This is a genomic window from Halorubellus salinus, assembly GCF_020567525.1.
GTDB classification, from domain to species: Archaea; Halobacteriota; Halobacteria; order Halobacteriales; family Natrialbaceae; genus Halorubellus; species Halorubellus salinus.
Window position 1 is genome coordinate 204,087 of the sequence record NZ_JAJCVI010000005.1, and the last position, 15,481, is coordinate 219,567.

Consider the following 15,481-nt stretch of genomic DNA (forward strand, 5'->3'; position numbering starts at 1 on the left):
TCACTCGTCGTAGCCAGCGGTTGCTCGACGTGGCCGCTCGTCACTCGTCGTAACCGGCGGTTGCTCGACGTAGCCGGCGGTTGCTCGACGGCCCGGTTCGTAGAGGGAGACTACCGGGGTCGAAAGGTGTGGTACGTTTATGTACCGTGAGGGCCCGAGTGTATCGGTGATGGACCGCAAGACCGAGGAACTGCGTGACATCTTCATGGACGTCGCCGGTGACGACACCGTCACCGAGTCCCAGGAGGAGTCCCGTGGCTCCCTCACTGACCGCCCAGACGTCGACGCTGCCCTCCACGATATCGTCGAGACACTCCGGGACCGCTACGGGTTCGGGACCGACCTCGACGACAACGAGCTCGTCGAGCTCGTGCAGCTCGTCTACGACGACGTGGACGACGACGCCATCGCGAGCGAGCTCGACGCGGACGTCGACGCGTTCGAGGTGTTCGTCGCTCGCACCGACTGTCACCTCGTCGACGACACCGACCTCCCCACCGACGCCGACGTGGTCGACGACGACGACCGTGACCCCGTCGCCGTCCTCCGCGAGACGCGCGAGGACGGCCTGGACGCCGTCGCGGACGCGTTCGAGGTCGACGACCGCACCGCACGCAAGTACGTGCTGGCGTTGGACGCCGTCGAGCGTTCGCGCGCCGCGAACGACCGCTACCGGGACGCGTTCGACGACGTCCTCACGGACGCCGCGCTCTCGACGAACCTCGACACCGCCCGCGAGGACGGCCTCGACGAGGCGACCGAGGGGATGGAGGTCGACGTCGACTTCTAGCCCGCGACGTGGAGCCGTCCACGACGACGCCGCCCGCATCGACGACCACCCCGCACTTCTTGTACGAGACCGCGCGAACGTCGGCGTGCTCGCGTTCAGCGACCTCCGGACCGCTGCGTACTGCCCCCGACAGCTCTGGTACGCTCGCCAGCGCGACAACCGGTCACCGCCCGAGCGCGTCCACGCCGTCCGCGACCTCGCCACGCGCTACGACGACGCGCTCGCGGACCCCGAATCGATCGACGCCGACCTCCTGGCGGTCCCCGTCGAGACGTGGCGCGAGCGGCTGCGGGGCGTCCGCGAGCGCGAACCGCGCTTCCCGGACCTCTGCGACCCGGTCGACACCGACGTCTTCCTCTCGGGTCGGGAGTGCCACGGCGTCGCGTCGAAGGTCCTCCCGGACCCGCCGCTGCCGTCGCTCGTCTCCCCCGGAAAGCCACCCGAGCAGGGCGTCTGGGAGCCCCACGCGGTGTGGGCGGTCGCCGCGGCGAAGGCGCTGTCGTGGGAGCGAGAGACCCGCGTCGACGAGGTAATCGTCGAGTACCCCGCGTACGGCGTAGTCCGGCGCGTGCGCCTGACGACCCGGAAGAAGGCGAGGTATCGGGAGGCTATCCGGACGGTTCGCGACCTGGGCGCACCACCGGCGCGGCTCGACGGCGACGCCGCGTCGAAGTGCGAGCCCTGCGAGTACGCCGAGGAGTGCGGCGTCCGAACGAGCACGCTCCGGTCGCTGCTCGCCGGGGACTGACGGGGCAGCGCCCCAGCACCACGAGTCAGTCGTCCGCGTCCGCGGCCGACGCTCGCGACAGGAAGACGCCGCCGACGACGACGACGAGCAGCCCGACGTACAGCGGCAGCAGCGACTGCGTGTGCCAGTTACAGCCGTCGTACCACTCCAGGGAGGCGGCGAGCACGTCGACGCTCACGACGCGAGCTTCCCTCGGGTAGACGCCGAACCGGTCGTAGAGCGCGCTGTCGATGCCGGGACACGCCCGCTGGGTCGCCCCACCGACGCGGAACGTCAGCGCCGCCACTCCCAGGCCGATGACCACGAGCGCGTACCCGGTTCGTGTTCGACGACTCATCCGTACCGGAGACGTGGCGGCTCGACGCACTAAGAACCGCCTCAAGCTGAAACCGCCAGTTCACCCTCCGCGTCTCCGCTCACGGCGTCCGTCCCGACCGATCCAGTACAGGATGCCGAGGCGTCCGTCCCGACCGATCCAGTACAGGATGCCGAGGCGTCCGTCCAGACCGATCCAGTACAGGCTGCCGAGGCGTCCGTCCCGACCGATTCAGTACAGGATGCCGAGGCGTCCGTCCCGCCCGATTCAGCACGGCGAGAGGTTCGTTCCGCTGACCCGCCGGACGTCGTCCTCGGTCACGAGGTACGTGGCCTCGGTCGCCACGTCCGCCTCCTCGTCGTCGGTCGCGTACGAGAGCGGGTGCGTGACGTCGACGTAGACGCCGTCGGCGGTCCGGTTCACGACCGTCGCCTCCTCGTCGATGCCGACGAACGAAATGAGACTCCAGCTCTCGACGCAGGACGCGTCCTCGAACCGGTCGGTGATGTACGCTTCCTCGGCGTCGAGCGCCCGTTCCTTCGCGGCGTCGTTCGAGACGCCAGCGCCCGTCAGGCAGCCGGCGGTCGCGAGAACGACCAGGAGACAGCAGGCGACGCGAGTCAGTCCACGCATCGACGGACTCGTCGGCCGGTTCGCATGAGTATCTTCTGCCGCGGCGACCCGTCGGTCAGTGCTCGTCGAGCCAGGCTTCGATGGCGCCGGCGAGCGCGCCCTCGCGGACTATCTCGCCCGTGGTGGGGTCGACGACGGTGCTCTCGGCGCCGTCGGTGCGGCCGCCGTCGAGCACGCAACTGACCGCTTCCAGGAAGTCGGTTTCGAGGTCGTCGGGGTGGCGGACGCTCGGCGCGCCCGAACGGTTCGCGCTCGTCGCCGTGACGGGCGTGCCGGCGGCCGCGTAGAGGTCGAGCGCGAGGTCGTGCGCGGGAACGCGGACGCCGACGGTGTCGCCGCCGGCGACGAGGACGTCCGGGACGTGGGCCGCGCGCTCACAGAGCACGGTGACGGGGCCGGGGAGGAACGCACGCATGAACGCCATCGTGTGGTCGTCGGCGTGCACGTGCTCGCGGGCCGCGGGGACGCTCGGCACGCCGAGCGACAGCGGGTTCGAGCGGTCCCGGCCCTTCGCGTCGAACGCCCGCTCGACGGCGTCGGCGTTCAGCGCGTCCGCGCCGAGGCCGTACACGGTCTCCGTCGGGTACACGACGAGGTCGCCCGCCTGGACTGCTGCGGCGGCCGCGGCGACGCTATCCCCGGGTTCGTCCGCGGACTGGTTCCCTCGAGTCATCGCGTGAACGTACCGCGAGGAACCGGAATAAACTGCTGGTTCGAGCCGTCAGTGCACCGTCCGGTCGGCCCGCAGTGCACCATCCGGTCGGCCGTCAGCGCTCGTCGAGCGCGGCCTCGACGTCGTCGTACGGCGGGAAGTCCGGCCACTCGCTCGCGGCCCACGCGTACTCGACGGTCCGGTCGGCATCGAGCAGGAACACGCTCGGTCGTGGTTCGGTGACGCCCGTCATCCCGTCGAGGTCGTGGACGACGCCGTACGCCTCCGCGACGCCGTTCTGCGGGTCGCTGAATATCGGGTAGTCGATGCCGCGGTCGCGGATGGTCTCGGTCGTGTCGTAGGGGTCGCTTATCGTGACGCCGACGACGGAGACGTCGTGGTCGGCCTCCCAGTCGCGCTCGCGGAGCTCGTTCCACGTGTACGTCGCCGGGAACGCGCCGTTCATCGTCGTGAACACGAGCAGGACGGGCCCGTCGTCGAGCAGCGAGTCGAGGCTGCGGTCCTCCCAGAACTCGTCGTTCACGAGCGGTCGCGTGAAGTCCGGTGCGGTGTCGCCCACGTCGGGGTGGTCGGCGTCGGGCAGGGAGACGACGTCGAAGTCGAGGTCGACCATCAGGCCGCACCCCCGGATTCGCCGCCGTCGGTCGCCGCACGCTCGTCGCCGTACGTCGCGTGCAGGTACTCGACGATGTTCGCGGACTCGCTCATCGTCACGCCCGTCGCCTCGTCGACGATCGCGGGCGCGGTGCGACTGCCGCTGACGCGCTGGATGACGTTCCGTCGCGAGTGCAGCGGTTCGACGAACCGCGAGCGATACTCGAGGTCGTACTCGTCGAGCACGCGGACGACGCGCTCGCAGAACGGGCACGCCTGGAGTCGATAGAGCGTGATCTGTGGGTCCTCGGTCATACCCGTACTCCGTCGTCACGCGACTAAGGGACTTGGGACGCGGCAGGCCGACCACGACTCGAATCCCTGGCGTCGTCGACAACTGCAGTATCGGGTCGATTCGGGGGACAAGAAAAGAGTTAATCCGACAGGATACCAAGGCACGGCATTGAATGGGTTCATCGCTTAGTGCCGCATCTGCGTTGCTGGCCGCGTACACCGTTCCGTTCGTCGGTATCGAGATTTCTGAGACCGCCATCGCCGTGCTCGGAAGTCTCATCATCGTCGTACTCATCGTCCTCTCGGCGTTCTTCTCGTCGTCCGAGATCGCGATGTTCTCCCTCGCTGCACACCGCATCGACGCCCTGGTCGAAGACGGACGGTACGGCGCGGAGACGGTCAAGGAGCTGAAGGACGACCCGCATCGGCTCCTCGTGACCATCCTCGTCGGGAACAACATCGTGAACATCGCGATGTCGTCGATAGCGACGGGGCTGTTCGGCATGTACCTGACCCAGGGACAGGCGGTTCTCGCCGCGACGTTCGGCATCACCGCGCTCGTGCTCCTGTTCGGGGAGAGCGCGCCGAAGTCCTACGCGGTCGAGAACACCGAGTCGTGGGCGCTCCGGATCGCGAAGCCGCTGAAGGTGTCGGAGTACCTCCTGATGCCGCTCATCGTCCTGTTCGACTACCTCACCCGCGTCGTGAACAAGATCACGGGCGGGCGGTCGGCGATCGAGACGAGCTACGTGACCCGGGACGAGATCCAGGACATGATCGAGACCGGGGAGCGCGAGGGCGTCATCGAGGAGGACGAACGCGAGATGCTCCAGCGCATCTTCCGGTTCAACAACACCATCGCGAAGGAGGTGATGACGCCGCGCCTCGACATGGACGCCATCTCGAAGGACGACCCCATCGAGGACGCCATCCAGCAGTGTATCCACGGCGGGCACGCGCGCCTCCCCGTCTACGAGGGGAGTCTGGACAACATCATCGGCGTCGTCCACATCCGCGACCTCGTCCGCGACCTGAACTACGGCGAGAACGGCGACCTCGAGCTCGGCGACCTCATCCAGCCGACGCTGCACGTCCCCGAGTCGAAGAACGCGGACGAGCTCATGGCGGAGATGCGCGAGAACCGCATGCACATGGTCATCGTCATCGACGAGTTCGGCACCACCGAGGGCCTGGTGACGATGGAGGACATGATCGAGGAGATCGTCGGCGAGATCTTGGAGGGCGAGGAGGAGGAACCCATCGAGCAGGTGAGCGAGGACGAGGTCCTCGTGAAGGGCGAGGTGAACATCGAGGAGGTCAACGAGTTCCTCGACATCGAACTCCCGGAGGGCGAGGAGTTCGAGACCATCGCGGGCTTCATCTTCAATCGCTCCGGGCGCCTCGTCGAGGAGGGCGAGGTCATGGAGTACGGCCGCGTCCGTATCACCGTCGAGAAAGTGGAGAACACGCGGATCATGAAGGCCCGGTTGACGCTCCTTCCCGAGGAGGAAGCCGGCGACGAACCCGACGAGGACGCGGACGTCGAACCCGGCGAAGTCCCGACGGAGTGACGGCGGGCCCACGGAGCGGGCCGCATCGACGTGCCCGACCACATGATTCTTTACGCGACCTCGAGACGTGCATCTATGAGCGTCGCTGAGACGTCGGACCGGGGGATAGGGCGAGTGTACCGACTGTTCGCCGTCGGGTTCGTGCTCGGCGGTATCGGATTGGCACTGCTCGGCCTGACCGCCGGAACGGGCGATCCGGGCGTGCTCGCGCGGGCCGGACTCGTCTCGCTCGGTGCGGGGTCCGCGACCGTCGGCGGGAGCCTCGTCAGGTACCGGCGGCCGGTCGCGGCGACCGACTCGAAGTACGACTACGGCGAGACGACGATCGCGTTCTTCGGTGTCGTCTTCGTCGCGGCCGGTGTCGTCACGGCCGTCGCCGCAGCCGTCGTCTGAGGGTGGAGAGCCGACGCGTTCGAGTCTCGCGCGCGAGTTCGAGCGGCCCTACGCGAGGACCGCGTCGACGACCCAGAAGCCCGCGTACGCGACGACGAACGAGAGGACGAGCGAGCCGATCCACGCGGCGACGGTCTTCAGCATCTTCTCGCGGCTGACGCCGCTGGAGCCGGCGGCGTACCCGCTGCCGACGATGGTGGAGACGATAATCTCGTTGAATGAGACGGGGACGCCGAGGAAGATGGCGACCTGCGCGATACTGAACGCGGGGATGAGCGCGGCGATGGACCTGCGGGGGCCGAGCGACGAGTAGTCCTGACTGAGCGCCTTTATCATCCGGGGGGCGCCCGTCCACGACCCGACGAGGAGGCCGAAGCCGCCGGCGAGCAAGAGGACGGTGAGTGGGAGGACGACGGCCTGTCCTTCGCCGACGAGGGGCGTGAGTGGGCCGATGGCGAGGCCGACCTGGCTGCCGCCAGCGGAGAACGCGACGAGGCCGCCGAGCGCGACGAGGAAGTGCTGTTGGCCAGCGGCTTCGTCGTTCCGGAGGTCGAGCGCGAGGACGCCGGCGACCGCGAGCGCGATCGTGGCCGTGACCGCGAGGACGCCCGCGGTCGACGCGACGCCGAGTGCGTCGGCGGCGGCCGCGGCCATGGACTGGGTCTCGCCTTCCGGCCCGAGAAGCGTGAACCCGATGTTCGCGACGATGGCGCCGACGATCGCGGCGAGGACGGGGACGACGGCGCGTTCGCTCACGCGCTCCGAGCGCAACACTCGAGCGGTCGAATACGCGACGAACCCGCCGACGAACGGGATTGACACCCAGACGACGACGAGTTCCTGGTACTTCGCGACCGCGGGGTCGCCACCCATCGCGAGTCCGACGCCGACGACAGCGCCCGTGACGGTGAACGCGGTCGCGATCGGGTAGCCCGTGTAGACGCCGAACGCGACGAGGGCGGCGGCGACGAGCAGACCCACGGTCGCGGCTTCGGCCGACAGCGCGGTGTTCAACACGAGCTCGGAGCCGACGGCTTCGGTGACGTTCGCGCCCTGGAGGACGGCGCCCGCGAACCCGAGGATGCCGACGACGAACCCGGCACGCATCACGCCGATGGCGTTCGCGCCGACCGCGGGCGCGAACGGCGTCGACCCCGACGACCCGGCGCCGATCGTCCATGCCATGAACAGACTCGCGAGTCCGGCGACGGCGAGCGTCGCGAGGGTGCCGGCGTCGACCATTTCGTATGGCTTCGAGTGCGGGACGACACAAGTAGGCGTCGTCTCCGGCGTCGAGCGTCGGCCGTCGCGAATACGTGAGCGGAGTCGCGGTCGGTGCTCGTGGACGGGCTCGCGGTCGGCGCCCGTGGACGGGCTCGCAGTCGACGCTCGTTGACGGGCTCGCGGTCAACGCTCGCGGTCGCTGGCGTCGTGGACGATGGAGAAGAGGACGTCGTCGCCGCCGACGCTGATGGGCGTGGAGTGGACGTCGACGGCGCGGACCTCGCCGTCGGCGAGTTCGTGCTCGAACTCGAAGTGGTTCTCGTCGCCGGCGTCCGCGGCGGCGCGGCAGTCGGCGACCTCGTCGGGTGGGAGGGCGTTGACGTCGTCGACGCTGCGTTCGGTGAACGCGTCGGCGTCGTACCCGTAGAACTCGCAGGCGGCGCGGTTCGCGCGTTCGATGCGGCCGGTGTCGGGGTCGACGAGCAGCATCGGGGAGGCGTGGTCCTCGAAGATGGCCTCGAAGCGGTCGGCGCGCTCGCGGAGCTCGCGCTGTGCGCGGTACTCGGAGACCGCGCGGTCGACGCGGTTCGCGAGCAGCGTCCACGAGTCAGCACCGCCCTTCTGGACGTAGTCGCTGACGCCCGCGGAGATGGCGGTGCTCGCCACGGTCTCGCTGCCCTTCCCGGTGAAGAGGACGAACGGGACGTCGGAGTCGCGGTCGCGGACGCGTTCGAGGAACTCGAGACCGGTGCACGCCGGCATGTCGTAGTCGCAGACGACGCACTCGACGTCCTCGAGCGCGGAGAGCGCCGCGTCGGGGTCGACGTACGTGCGGACGTCGAGGCCTTCGCGTTCGAGGAACCGTTCGGCGAGGTCGAGGAACGCCTCGTCGTCGTCGAGGTGTAACACCGTCTGCTGCTCGACCATACGTGGTCGAACGCGCGTCTCGGCAAAGAAGTTCTGGGGAAGACACGTCGGGTCGACGGTCGGCGCGTAACCCTGTGTTTCGAACCCGAACGTTCGAGTACCAGCGAGGCGAACCGCTCGCGTCCATGCCCTCTCTCCCCGAGTACGTGCAGGGAGCGTGGGAGCGCGTGCGGTCGGACGTGCTCCTGCTCGCACTCCCCGTGGTCGGTACCGTCCTCCAGTTCGAGAACGCGCTCCGGGTGCTGCGCGCCGGCCCCGGCGGCGGCGTGACGTTCGCGTTCCCGACGGGGTTCGCGACGCTGTGGTCGTTCGTGAACGTCCCGACGCCCGACGGCGTGTTCGTCCGACCGGTCGCGTTCGTCGTCGGCATCGTCGTGCACGCCGCGTTGACCGCGGTGTACGTGCCGCGCGTCGTCGAACGCGTCCGCCCGGGACGCGGCGAGGTGCGCGTCGGCGCGGCCCTCTCGCGGTACTTCGCGCCCGTGTTCGGCATCGCGCTCGCGCTCGCCGCGGTCGGGCTCGTCCTCGTCGCGTCCGCGCTCGCGCTCGGCCCGCTCGTCCTGCTCGCGTTCCCCGTCGTCCTCGCGGTCGGGTACGCGCTGTACGCCGCGCCGTTCCTCGTCGTCGTCGAGGACCGCGGCGCCGTCGACGCCATCGACCGCAGCGTCGACCTCGCGACCGACGGCGGCGCGTACGCGAGCTACGGCGGCCAGTACCTCCTGGTCGTCGCCCTCGTCTCCCTTCCCGCGTCCACCGTCGTCCGCCTCGGACTCCCCGCTCTCGCGCTCGCCGCCGTCCTCGCCGCACCGCTGGCCACCGCACTCACCGCCGCCACCGCAGCGTTCGTCACCGACCTCGTCGACGGGCGCCTCGACGACGGCCGCGCACCAGCCAGCGACGACGACCACGGCCCGACCAGCGACGACGGCCACGCCTCAACCAGCGACGACGACCACGGCCCGACCAGCGACGAAGACTCGTCGTCCCCCCTCGGCGACGCTCGCGCCGACGACGGCAGCCGCGAAACCGAGCCGAGCGGGAATCACTGGGCACGCGAGACGAAGCAGAAGGACCGCGACGACCACGCCACCGACGCCGACCGCTAGTTCTGGTCCGGACGGGACCGGCCGTCGGTCGTGCCGTGAGGCGGTTCGACGCCCTCTACGGCCTCGACGACTTCGGTGTCCTTCTCGGTGTCGACGTGCCAGCGGTCGACGGTGTCCTCGTACTCGTAGAGTCGCTCGGCGACCTCCTCCTTGAGGTCGTCGTCGTTCACGTTCACCTCGAAGACGAACGTGTCGTCGTCGCCGCCGGTCTGCTGGATGTTCGCGGAGACGAGCGCGTTGTCGAAGTAGTACGGCGCGAGCTGCGTCATCACGTGCTGGTAGACGGTGTCCTCGACCTTGCGGAGTGCCTTCCGCCCCGCCGAGTCGGCCGCGCGCGCGACGTACCCGATGGACTTGCGCCACTCCTCGACGGCGTCGTCGGTCTCGCCGTCGCCGAGGCGCTCGTAGGACTCGCTTATCTTCTCGCCCGCGGACTGCACGTCCTCGCCGGGTTCCTTCCCGGCCTTCTCGCCCTCGCCCTCCTCGACGCTCGCCTGGTCGGCGGTCTTCGGTGCGACGTCGTCGTCGATGTCCTCGTGATGCTTCGGTCGCCACTCTTCCCACTCGTCGAACGCGCCCGCGTGCTCCTCGTAGGGGACGTCGAGGTCCCGGAACGCCCGCGTGACGCGCTCGCCGTGCTCGACGACGTCCGACCACGACCCACGGACCTTGAATCCGGAGATGCTCTCTTCCATCCTGACTACGTCCTAGGTCCGCGAGAACACATAAGTATCACTCGGCGAGCGCATCGATACCAGCCGGCACGGATCGCTGTCGCCGGGGCGTTCGCCGCGGCCGCCACCCGAGGGCGACCATCGCGTCCGGCCAGCACCGCCGCGCACGAAGCCCTCCGGGACGCCGCTGCCGGGCGACAGCGCACGCGAGACCGTGCGTTCGCCGCGCGCTGGGGCGTTCTCCCGTCGGTTCCGACCGGTACTTTCTATTGCCCACGAATCGCGCGTTCGAGTATGACCATCGAGAACCGCGACGAGGCGTACCTCGTCACGCACGCGCTCGCGAAGGACACGCTCTCGAAGCTCCGGAGCGTGGAGACGGAGCAGGTGGCGTTCCGGAAGGGCCTCGTGAAACTCGGCCGTATCTGTGGGTACGAGATCATCGACGGTCGGATGGAGACGGAGTACGTCCAGATCGAGACGCCGCTCGCGGACACGATGGGCGAGCGCGTGAAGGGGCTCGACGACGTCGTCATCGTGAACGTGCTGCGGGCGGCGACGCCGTTCGTCGAGGGGCTCCTGAAGGCGTTCCCGCGCGCTCGCCAGGGCGTCATCTCCGCGAGCCGCGACGAGGAGGCCGGGCGGAACGAGGACGGCGAGTTCCCGATCACGGTCGACTACGTGAAGCTCCCGGAGATAACGTCCGAGGACACGGTCATCGTCGCGGACCCGATGCTCGCGACGGGGTCGACGATGGGGCGCGTCCTCGAGCACGTCACGGAGAACGCGCCCGAGCCCGAGCACCTCGTCGCGCTGTCGGCGGTGTCGGCGCCGGAAGGCCTCGTTCGCGTCGCCGAGCAGTGCCCGGAGGCGGACCTCCTGACGGTCGCTATCGACGACGAGCTCGACGAGAACGGCTTCATCGTCCCCGGGCTCGGGGACGCGGGCGACCGCGCGTTCCGGACGACGTAGCGCGGAACGTAGCGAGCGGCCGCACGGAACGGGGGTTTATTACGAGTGGCGTGCACGTAGCGGGCATGACCGAGGACGCGTGCGACGATTGCGGGGACGCGGTGTCCGACGCGCTGGCGCGGACGGTGCGGTTGGCGGTCGACCGCACCCAGATAGACTCCCAGCGACTGTGCCCGGACTGCTTCGCGGGCTGGATCGACCGCTATCAGGCGGAGATGCAACCGGGCGGGATGGACGAGCCGACGATCGACGACGACGACATCATCGTCGACTGACCCGTCGTCGCTCGCCCAGCGAACCCCTTCGTTTCGCGTCTAGACCGCCCGACAGCGGCGCGTCCGGGTCGTCGTTCGCTCCACGGGAGACGGACCCCTCGAGCGCTCGTGAGCGGTCTCGAGGCCACGTCGTCGATGGGGAGTGCTCCGGAGCGCTCGCGAGCGCACGCCACCGAACCCCCTCGTTTCGGGTCCGGAACCCGGATACTGCGCCGGGGTGTGAGTCGTTCGACCTCGGGACGAAACGACCCTTCGGAGGCGTCGTCGGGGCGGTGGCGTGAGGTGTGACGACCGATGTGCGTCGGTCCACGGGAGACGACGCGGCCGGTGACCGCGAGAACGTCGTCTCGCCGTCGCTCCAGCGTCCGCGAGCCACCACGGCCCCGACCGAGGCGAAAGCCGTTTGGCCGCCCGCGCCAACGCTCCCGCAATGACCGACGTTCTCCTGACGAACGACGACGGTATCGACGCGGACGGACTCGCGGCGCTCTACGAGGAACTGCGGGCGCTCGGGGACGTCACCGTCGTCGCGCCAGCCGAGAACCAGAGCGGCGTCGGCCGGGAACGCTCGCAGTACGTCACGCGCGAGGAACACCCGTGGGGGTACGCGGTCGACGGGACGCCCGCGGACTGCGTCGCGTACGCCCTGCGCGGCCTCGACACCGAGTTCGACCTCGTCGTCTCCGGCGCCAATCACGGCCCGAACCTCGGCGCGTACGTCCTCGGCCGCAGCGGGACCGTCGGCGCCGCGATGGAGGCCGCGTTCCTCGGGACGCCCGCGGTCGCAGTGTCGGCGTACCACTCGCGGGACTTCCACGTGCATCCGCCCGACGACCACGACTTCGACCCGCCGGCGCGCGTCGCCCGCGAGGTCGTCGCGGCCGCACTCGACGCCGGCGTGTTCGACGACGTCGACGTCCTGAACGTGAACGCGCCGATCGAGGACGCCGACGCGCGCGTCCGCCTCACGCGACCCGACGCGGACTTCGACCTGCACGTCGAACGCCACGAGGACACCGACGACCTCCCCGTCGACGTCGCGAACGACCAGGACGTCATCGGTCTCGAGGACTCGCTGTGGCCGCACGTCGTCGGCTGGGAGAACCCGATGCCGGGCATCGACGAGCACCGCGAGCGCTACCCCGTCGGCACGGAGCGGCGCGCCGTCATCGACGGCGAGGTCGGCGTCTCCGGGCTGACCGCGCCGCGGAACGCGCTCGAGACCGACGCGCTCGAACGCGTCGTCCGGTCGGTCGACCGCGCTCGCACCGCGCTCGCGGACGCCGGCGACGAGTAGCCCGACGGCCAGTCGGGCCCGACCCGCCGGTCACCGCGAGAACGCTGCGACCGCGGCGAGCGCGACGAGCGCGCCGACGAGCGCCGCCAGCAGCGCGCCGAACGCGACCTGGAACCCGTACGCTTCGGCGAGGACGCCGACGGTCGCGGGTGCCACCGCGCCGACGCCCATGATGGCGGTGCGGACGACGCCGAGCGCACCACCGGCGACGTCGTCCGGGACGAGTTCCACGAGGTACGCGCCCCGGACCGGCCGGAACCCGTGACTGCCGAGACCGAACGCGACGACGCTCGCACCGACGACGAGGACGCCCGCGGTCGGGACCGCGACGACGAGCGCGAGCCCGACCGCGGCGAGCGCGAGCGCCGCCGCGATGACGGGCAGTCGCCCGAGACGGTCGCTCGCCGCACCCGTCGCCACCTGGACGACGCTCACCGCGAACAACACCGCGTACACCGTTCCCGCGGTCGCGGTCGACAGCCCGCCGACGTCGACGAGATACGTCGGGAGGAACGCGACGGCGCCGTTGTACGAGAAGGAGAACAGGACGGTGACGGCGACGAACGCGGCGACGTCGCGGTCCGCGAACAGCGCCGCGTACGCCGAGAGCGACGTCCCGCTGTCGGGGTCGCCCGCGCCGGCGTCGCCGACGCGCCCGGGAACGCGGAGCGCGAACGCGCCGGCGAGCACGAGCCCGATCGCGCCCGCAGCGAGGAAGACGCCAGGCCAGTCGAACGCGTCCGCGAGCACGCCCGTCGTCACCGCGACCACCGCCACCGGTGCGACCACACCGCCGAACGCCCCGAACGTGTCGAGGACGCCGAGCGCCCGACCGCGGTGCCGCGAGTAGACCCGCGACAGGAGCGGGACGGCGACGGTCTTGTGCATCCCCGTGCCGACGCCCACGAGGATCATCGCCGCGACGAGGACCGCGAACGGCAGCGGTGAGCCGACCGCCAGTGGCGCGGCGAGCGCGAGCGACGCGACCGCCGCGATCAGCGCGCCCGCGGTGACCACGCGCCACCCGCCGAAGCGATCCGCGAGCACGCCAGAGGGCAACTGCATCGCCGCGTACGCGAGCATCAACGCGGTGAACGCCCCACCGACCACCGCGTTCGACACGCCGTACTCGCCAGTCAAGGTCGGGAACAGCGGCGGGAACAGGTACCGGAGGAACTTCGCGAGGAACCAGATGCTCGCCGTCAGCGCGAGCGCGTCGCCGCGCGCGACCCGCGACCGGAACGAACGCCAGCCCACCGCTCAGTCGCCGAAGGGACCCTTGCCGCCACCCATACCGCCCATGCCGCCCATGCCGCCACCGCCCTCGCCCTGCATCTTCTTCATCATCCGCTGCATGTCGCCGTCCATCCCGCCCTGGAACTGCTTGAGGGTGCGCTCCATCATCTTGTGCTGCTGGAGGAGCTCGCGGACCTCCTCCTCGTCGCAGCCAGAGCCGCGCGCGATGCGTTCGACCTGCGTCTGCCCGACGCCACGCGGGTTCTCCATCTCCTTCTCCGTCATCGAGTCCATGATGATCTCGAACCGCCGCATCCGGTCCTGGGTGACGTCCATCGCGTCGTCCGGCAACTGGTCCTTGATGCCGCCGCCCATCCCCGGGATCATGTCCATGATCTGGTCGAGCGGCCCCATGTTGTTCATCGCCTCCAGCTGCTTCTGCATGTCCTTCAGGGTGAACTCCCCCTTCAGCATGTCCTCGGGGTCCCAGTCGTCCTCCTCGTCGCCCGTCTCCTCCATCGCGCGCTCGACGCGCTCGGTGAGCTGCTTCAGGTCACCCATCCCGAGCAGGCGCGAGATGAAGCTCTCGGGCTCGAACCGCTCGATGTCCTTGACCTCCTCGCCGGTGCCGAGGAACCCGATGGACGAATCGGTCTGGTCGACCGCGGTCAGTGCACCGCCACCCTTCGCGGTCCCGTCGAGCTTCGTGATGACGACGCCGTCGATGCCGATGGACTCGTCGAACTGACTCGCCTGGTCCTTCGCGCCCTGCCCGATGGCGGCGTCGAGCACGAGCAGCGACCGGTCCGGGTCGACGGTGCGCTCGATCTCCTCGATCTCGCTGATGAGGTCGTCCTCGAGCGCGTGCCGCCCCGCCGTGTCCACGATGTGCACTTCCGCGTCCGACGTCGCCTCCAGGCCCTCGCGAGCGATCTGCACGGGATCGTCGCAGTCGGGGTCGCCGTAGAACTCGACTTCCGCGCGCGACGCCATCTCCTTCGCCTGGTCGTACGCACCCGGGCGGAACGTGTCCGTCTGGATCACTGCAGGGCGGAGGCCCTTCTTCGAGAACCACCACGCCATCTTCGCCGCGCTCGTCGTCTTCCCCGACCCCTGGAGGCCCGCGAGCAGGATCGTCTGCTCTTCGAGCGGGATGTCCGTGGACTCGCCGACCATGTCGACGAGTTCCTCGTAGACGATGCGGAGGACGTGGTCGCGCGCCGTGGTTCCCTTCGGTGGTTCCTCGTCGAGCGACCGCTCCTTGATGCGGTCCGAGAGGTCCATCACGAGGGAGACGTCGACGTCGGCCTGCAGGAGCGACCGCTGGATCTCCTTGACGACCTCCTCGACGTCTTCCTCCGAGATGCGTGACTTCCCGCGGAGCGTGTCGAGCGTGCCCCGCAGAGAGCTTCCGAGGTCGTCGAGTACCATTATTGGACGCAGGTACGGGACTCCCACCTAAAGGCCTTTTTCTCGCGCACGAGGACCAACCGAGTCCGCGCCGGACACCTCACCACTCGGACAGGAACTGTCTTCGCGATAACTTTTTCAGGAGGGAATCCTGTATTCGTGAACGCAGCTGGTGCCTCGCCACCGCTGGCTGTGGGTGAGTCAGCTACCGACGCTGGCTGTCATCCTCCACTTCCATCACCACTTTCGCACGCCACCCGCGAGCGACCGCGTTCGACGACAGTGAGCGACCGCGATGCGAGGACAGAATCGCCTCAGGCCCGACCGTGATGCGAGGACAGAATCGCC

The 15,481-nt window shown here is 69.5% G+C and carries 18 protein-coding genes; 8 read left to right on the forward strand and 10 right to left on the reverse strand.

Annotated features, from left to right (window positions below; genetic code table 11):
• The first annotated feature begins 169 nt into the window (after positions 1 to 169).
• Entirely contained in the window at positions 170 to 790 is a 621-nt protein-coding gene (locus LI336_RS15170) for a conditioned medium-induced protein 4 (protein ID WP_227133994.1), read from the forward strand.
• An 85-nt stretch (positions 791 to 875) separates the two neighbouring features.
• Complete coding sequence (locus tag LI336_RS15175) at positions 876 to 1,538, forward strand: CRISPR-associated protein Cas4 (RefSeq protein ID WP_227133995.1); 663 nt, start codon at positions 876 to 878, stop codon at positions 1,536 to 1,538.
• A 25-nt stretch (positions 1,539 to 1,563) separates the two neighbouring features.
• On the opposite strand, the gene LI336_RS15180 is transcribed toward LI336_RS15175, so the two are convergent.
• From LI336_RS15180 to LI336_RS15200, 5 genes are all read right to left on the reverse strand, one after another.
• A complete protein-coding gene (locus tag LI336_RS15180) occupies positions 1,564 to 1,875 on the reverse strand; it encodes a hypothetical protein (RefSeq protein ID WP_227133996.1) in 312 nt (103 codons plus the stop codon).
• Between the two features lie 246 nt (positions 1,876 to 2,121).
• On the reverse strand, positions 2,122 to 2,487 hold the full coding sequence (locus tag LI336_RS15185) for a hypothetical protein (protein WP_227133997.1): 366 nt from the start codon (positions 2,485 to 2,487) through the stop codon (positions 2,122 to 2,124).
• Positions 2,488 to 2,542: 55 nt separating this feature from the next.
• Positions 2,543 to 3,160, reverse strand: a complete 618-nt coding sequence (locus LI336_RS15190; protein WP_227133998.1) for an L-threonylcarbamoyladenylate synthase — start codon at positions 3,158 to 3,160, stop codon at positions 2,543 to 2,545.
• 94 nt (positions 3,161 to 3,254) lie between these two features.
• Entirely contained in the window at positions 3,255 to 3,773 is a 519-nt protein-coding gene (locus LI336_RS15195; RefSeq protein WP_227133999.1) for a peroxiredoxin family protein, read from the reverse strand.
• Positions 3,773 to 4,069 (reverse strand): glutathione S-transferase N-terminal domain-containing protein, encoded by a 297-nt coding sequence (locus tag LI336_RS15200; RefSeq protein WP_227134000.1) that lies wholly within the window; start codon positions 4,067 to 4,069, stop codon positions 3,773 to 3,775. The genes LI336_RS15195 and LI336_RS15200 overlap by 1 nt, the downstream gene beginning before the upstream one ends.
• Before the next feature lie 152 nt (positions 4,070 to 4,221).
• Here LI336_RS15200 and LI336_RS15205 point away from each other — a divergent pair, with 152 nt between their 5' ends.
• The gene (locus LI336_RS15205) at positions 4,222 to 5,619 is read left to right on the forward strand and encodes a hemolysin family protein (protein WP_227134001.1); all 1,398 of its coding nucleotides are present in this window, start codon (positions 4,222 to 4,224) and stop codon (positions 5,617 to 5,619) included.
• Between the two features lie 75 nt (positions 5,620 to 5,694).
• Positions 5,695 to 6,012, forward strand: a complete 318-nt coding sequence (locus tag LI336_RS15210) for a hypothetical protein (RefSeq protein ID WP_227134002.1) — start codon at positions 5,695 to 5,697, stop codon at positions 6,010 to 6,012.
• Positions 6,013 to 6,060: 48 nt separating this feature from the next.
• Here LI336_RS15210 and LI336_RS15215 read toward each other — a convergent pair whose 3' ends face one another.
• Both LI336_RS15215 and LI336_RS15220 read right to left on the reverse strand, forming a co-directional pair.
• The gene (locus tag LI336_RS15215; protein ID WP_227134003.1) at positions 6,061 to 7,254 is read right to left on the reverse strand and encodes an inorganic phosphate transporter; all 1,194 of its coding nucleotides are present in this window, start codon (positions 7,252 to 7,254) and stop codon (positions 6,061 to 6,063) included.
• A gap of 165 nt (positions 7,255 to 7,419) precedes the next feature.
• Positions 7,420 to 8,163, reverse strand: coding sequence for a response regulator (locus tag LI336_RS15220; protein WP_227134004.1), 744 nt, complete (start codon positions 8,161 to 8,163; stop codon positions 7,420 to 7,422).
• A gap of 125 nt (positions 8,164 to 8,288) precedes the next feature.
• On the opposite strand from LI336_RS15220, the gene LI336_RS15225 reads away from it, so the two are divergent.
• Positions 8,289 to 9,269 (forward strand): ABC transporter permease, encoded by a 981-nt coding sequence (locus LI336_RS15225; RefSeq protein WP_227134005.1) that lies wholly within the window; start codon positions 8,289 to 8,291, stop codon positions 9,267 to 9,269.
• Here LI336_RS15225 and LI336_RS15230 read toward each other — a convergent pair.
• Entirely contained in the window at positions 9,266 to 9,964 is a 699-nt protein-coding gene (locus tag LI336_RS15230; RefSeq protein WP_227134006.1) for a DUF5828 family protein, read from the reverse strand. The two genes, LI336_RS15225 and LI336_RS15230, sit on opposite strands and share 4 nt — an antisense overlap.
• A gap of 273 nt (positions 9,965 to 10,237) precedes the next feature.
• On the opposite strand from LI336_RS15230, the gene upp reads away from it, so the two are divergent.
• The 3 genes from upp to surE all read left to right on the forward strand — a co-directional run bounded on the left by upp (position 10,238) and on the right by surE (position 12,487).
• Positions 10,238 to 10,915: a uracil phosphoribosyltransferase gene (gene upp / locus LI336_RS15235; protein WP_227134007.1), complete on the forward strand. Its 678-nt coding sequence runs from the start codon at positions 10,238 to 10,240 to the stop codon at positions 10,913 to 10,915.
• Between the two features lie 65 nt (positions 10,916 to 10,980).
• Positions 10,981 to 11,190, forward strand: coding sequence for a DUF7569 family protein (locus LI336_RS15240; protein ID WP_227134008.1), 210 nt, complete (start codon positions 10,981 to 10,983; stop codon positions 11,188 to 11,190).
• 430 nt (positions 11,191 to 11,620) lie between these two features.
• Positions 11,621 to 12,487, forward strand: a complete 867-nt coding sequence (gene surE, locus LI336_RS15245) for a 5'/3'-nucleotidase SurE (RefSeq protein WP_227134009.1) — start codon at positions 11,621 to 11,623, stop codon at positions 12,485 to 12,487.
• Between the two features lie 30 nt (positions 12,488 to 12,517).
• Here surE and LI336_RS15250 read toward each other — a convergent pair whose 3' ends face one another.
• Together LI336_RS15250 and LI336_RS15255 are read right to left on the reverse strand one after the other, a co-directional pair.
• Positions 12,518 to 13,744, reverse strand: coding sequence for an MFS transporter (locus LI336_RS15250; protein ID WP_227134010.1), 1,227 nt, complete (start codon positions 13,742 to 13,744; stop codon positions 12,518 to 12,520).
• 3 nt (positions 13,745 to 13,747) lie between these two features.
• A complete protein-coding gene (locus LI336_RS15255) occupies positions 13,748 to 15,154 on the reverse strand; it encodes a signal recognition particle protein Srp54 (RefSeq protein WP_227134011.1) in 1,407 nt (468 codons plus the stop codon).
• Positions 15,155 to 15,481 lie beyond the last annotated feature (327 nt).

Excerpts from the sequence above, each read along its gene's own strand:
- LI336_RS15215 (WP_227134003.1), bottom strand. The coding sequence starts at position 7,254 with ATGGTCGACGCCGGCACCCTCGCGACGCTCGCCGTCGCCGGACTCGCG.
- LI336_RS15170 (WP_227133994.1), top strand. The coding sequence starts at position 170 with ATGGACCGCAAGACCGAGGAACTGCGTGACATCTTCATGGACGTCGCC.
- LI336_RS15185 (WP_227133997.1), bottom strand. The coding sequence starts at position 2,487 with ATGCGTGGACTGACTCGCGTCGCCTGCTGTCTCCTGGTCGTTCTCGCG.
- LI336_RS15195 (WP_227133999.1), bottom strand. The coding sequence starts at position 3,773 with ATGGTCGACCTCGACTTCGACGTCGTCTCCCTGCCCGACGCCGACCAC.
- surE (WP_227134009.1), top strand. The coding sequence starts at position 11,621 with ATGACCGACGTTCTCCTGACGAACGACGACGGTATCGACGCGGACGGA.
- LI336_RS15225 (WP_227134005.1), top strand. The coding sequence starts at position 8,289 with ATGCCCTCTCTCCCCGAGTACGTGCAGGGAGCGTGGGAGCGCGTGCGG.
- LI336_RS15200 (WP_227134000.1), bottom strand. The coding sequence starts at position 4,069 with ATGACCGAGGACCCACAGATCACGCTCTATCGACTCCAGGCGTGCCCG.
- LI336_RS15230 (WP_227134006.1), bottom strand. The coding sequence starts at position 9,964 with ATGGAAGAGAGCATCTCCGGATTCAAGGTCCGTGGGTCGTGGTCGGAC.
- LI336_RS15210 (WP_227134002.1), top strand. The coding sequence starts at position 5,695 with ATGAGCGTCGCTGAGACGTCGGACCGGGGGATAGGGCGAGTGTACCGA.
- LI336_RS15205 (WP_227134001.1), top strand. The coding sequence starts at position 4,222 with ATGGGTTCATCGCTTAGTGCCGCATCTGCGTTGCTGGCCGCGTACACC.
- LI336_RS15180 (WP_227133996.1), bottom strand. The coding sequence starts at position 1,875 with ATGAGTCGTCGAACACGAACCGGGTACGCGCTCGTGGTCATCGGCCTG.
- LI336_RS15255 (WP_227134011.1), bottom strand. The coding sequence starts at position 15,154 with ATGGTACTCGACGACCTCGGAAGCTCTCTGCGGGGCACGCTCGACACG.
- LI336_RS15190 (WP_227133998.1), bottom strand. The coding sequence starts at position 3,160 with ATGACTCGAGGGAACCAGTCCGCGGACGAACCCGGGGATAGCGTCGCC.
- LI336_RS15240 (WP_227134008.1), top strand. The coding sequence starts at position 10,981 with ATGACCGAGGACGCGTGCGACGATTGCGGGGACGCGGTGTCCGACGCG.
- LI336_RS15220 (WP_227134004.1), bottom strand. The coding sequence starts at position 8,163 with ATGGTCGAGCAGCAGACGGTGTTACACCTCGACGACGACGAGGCGTTC.
- upp (WP_227134007.1), top strand. The coding sequence starts at position 10,238 with ATGACCATCGAGAACCGCGACGAGGCGTACCTCGTCACGCACGCGCTC.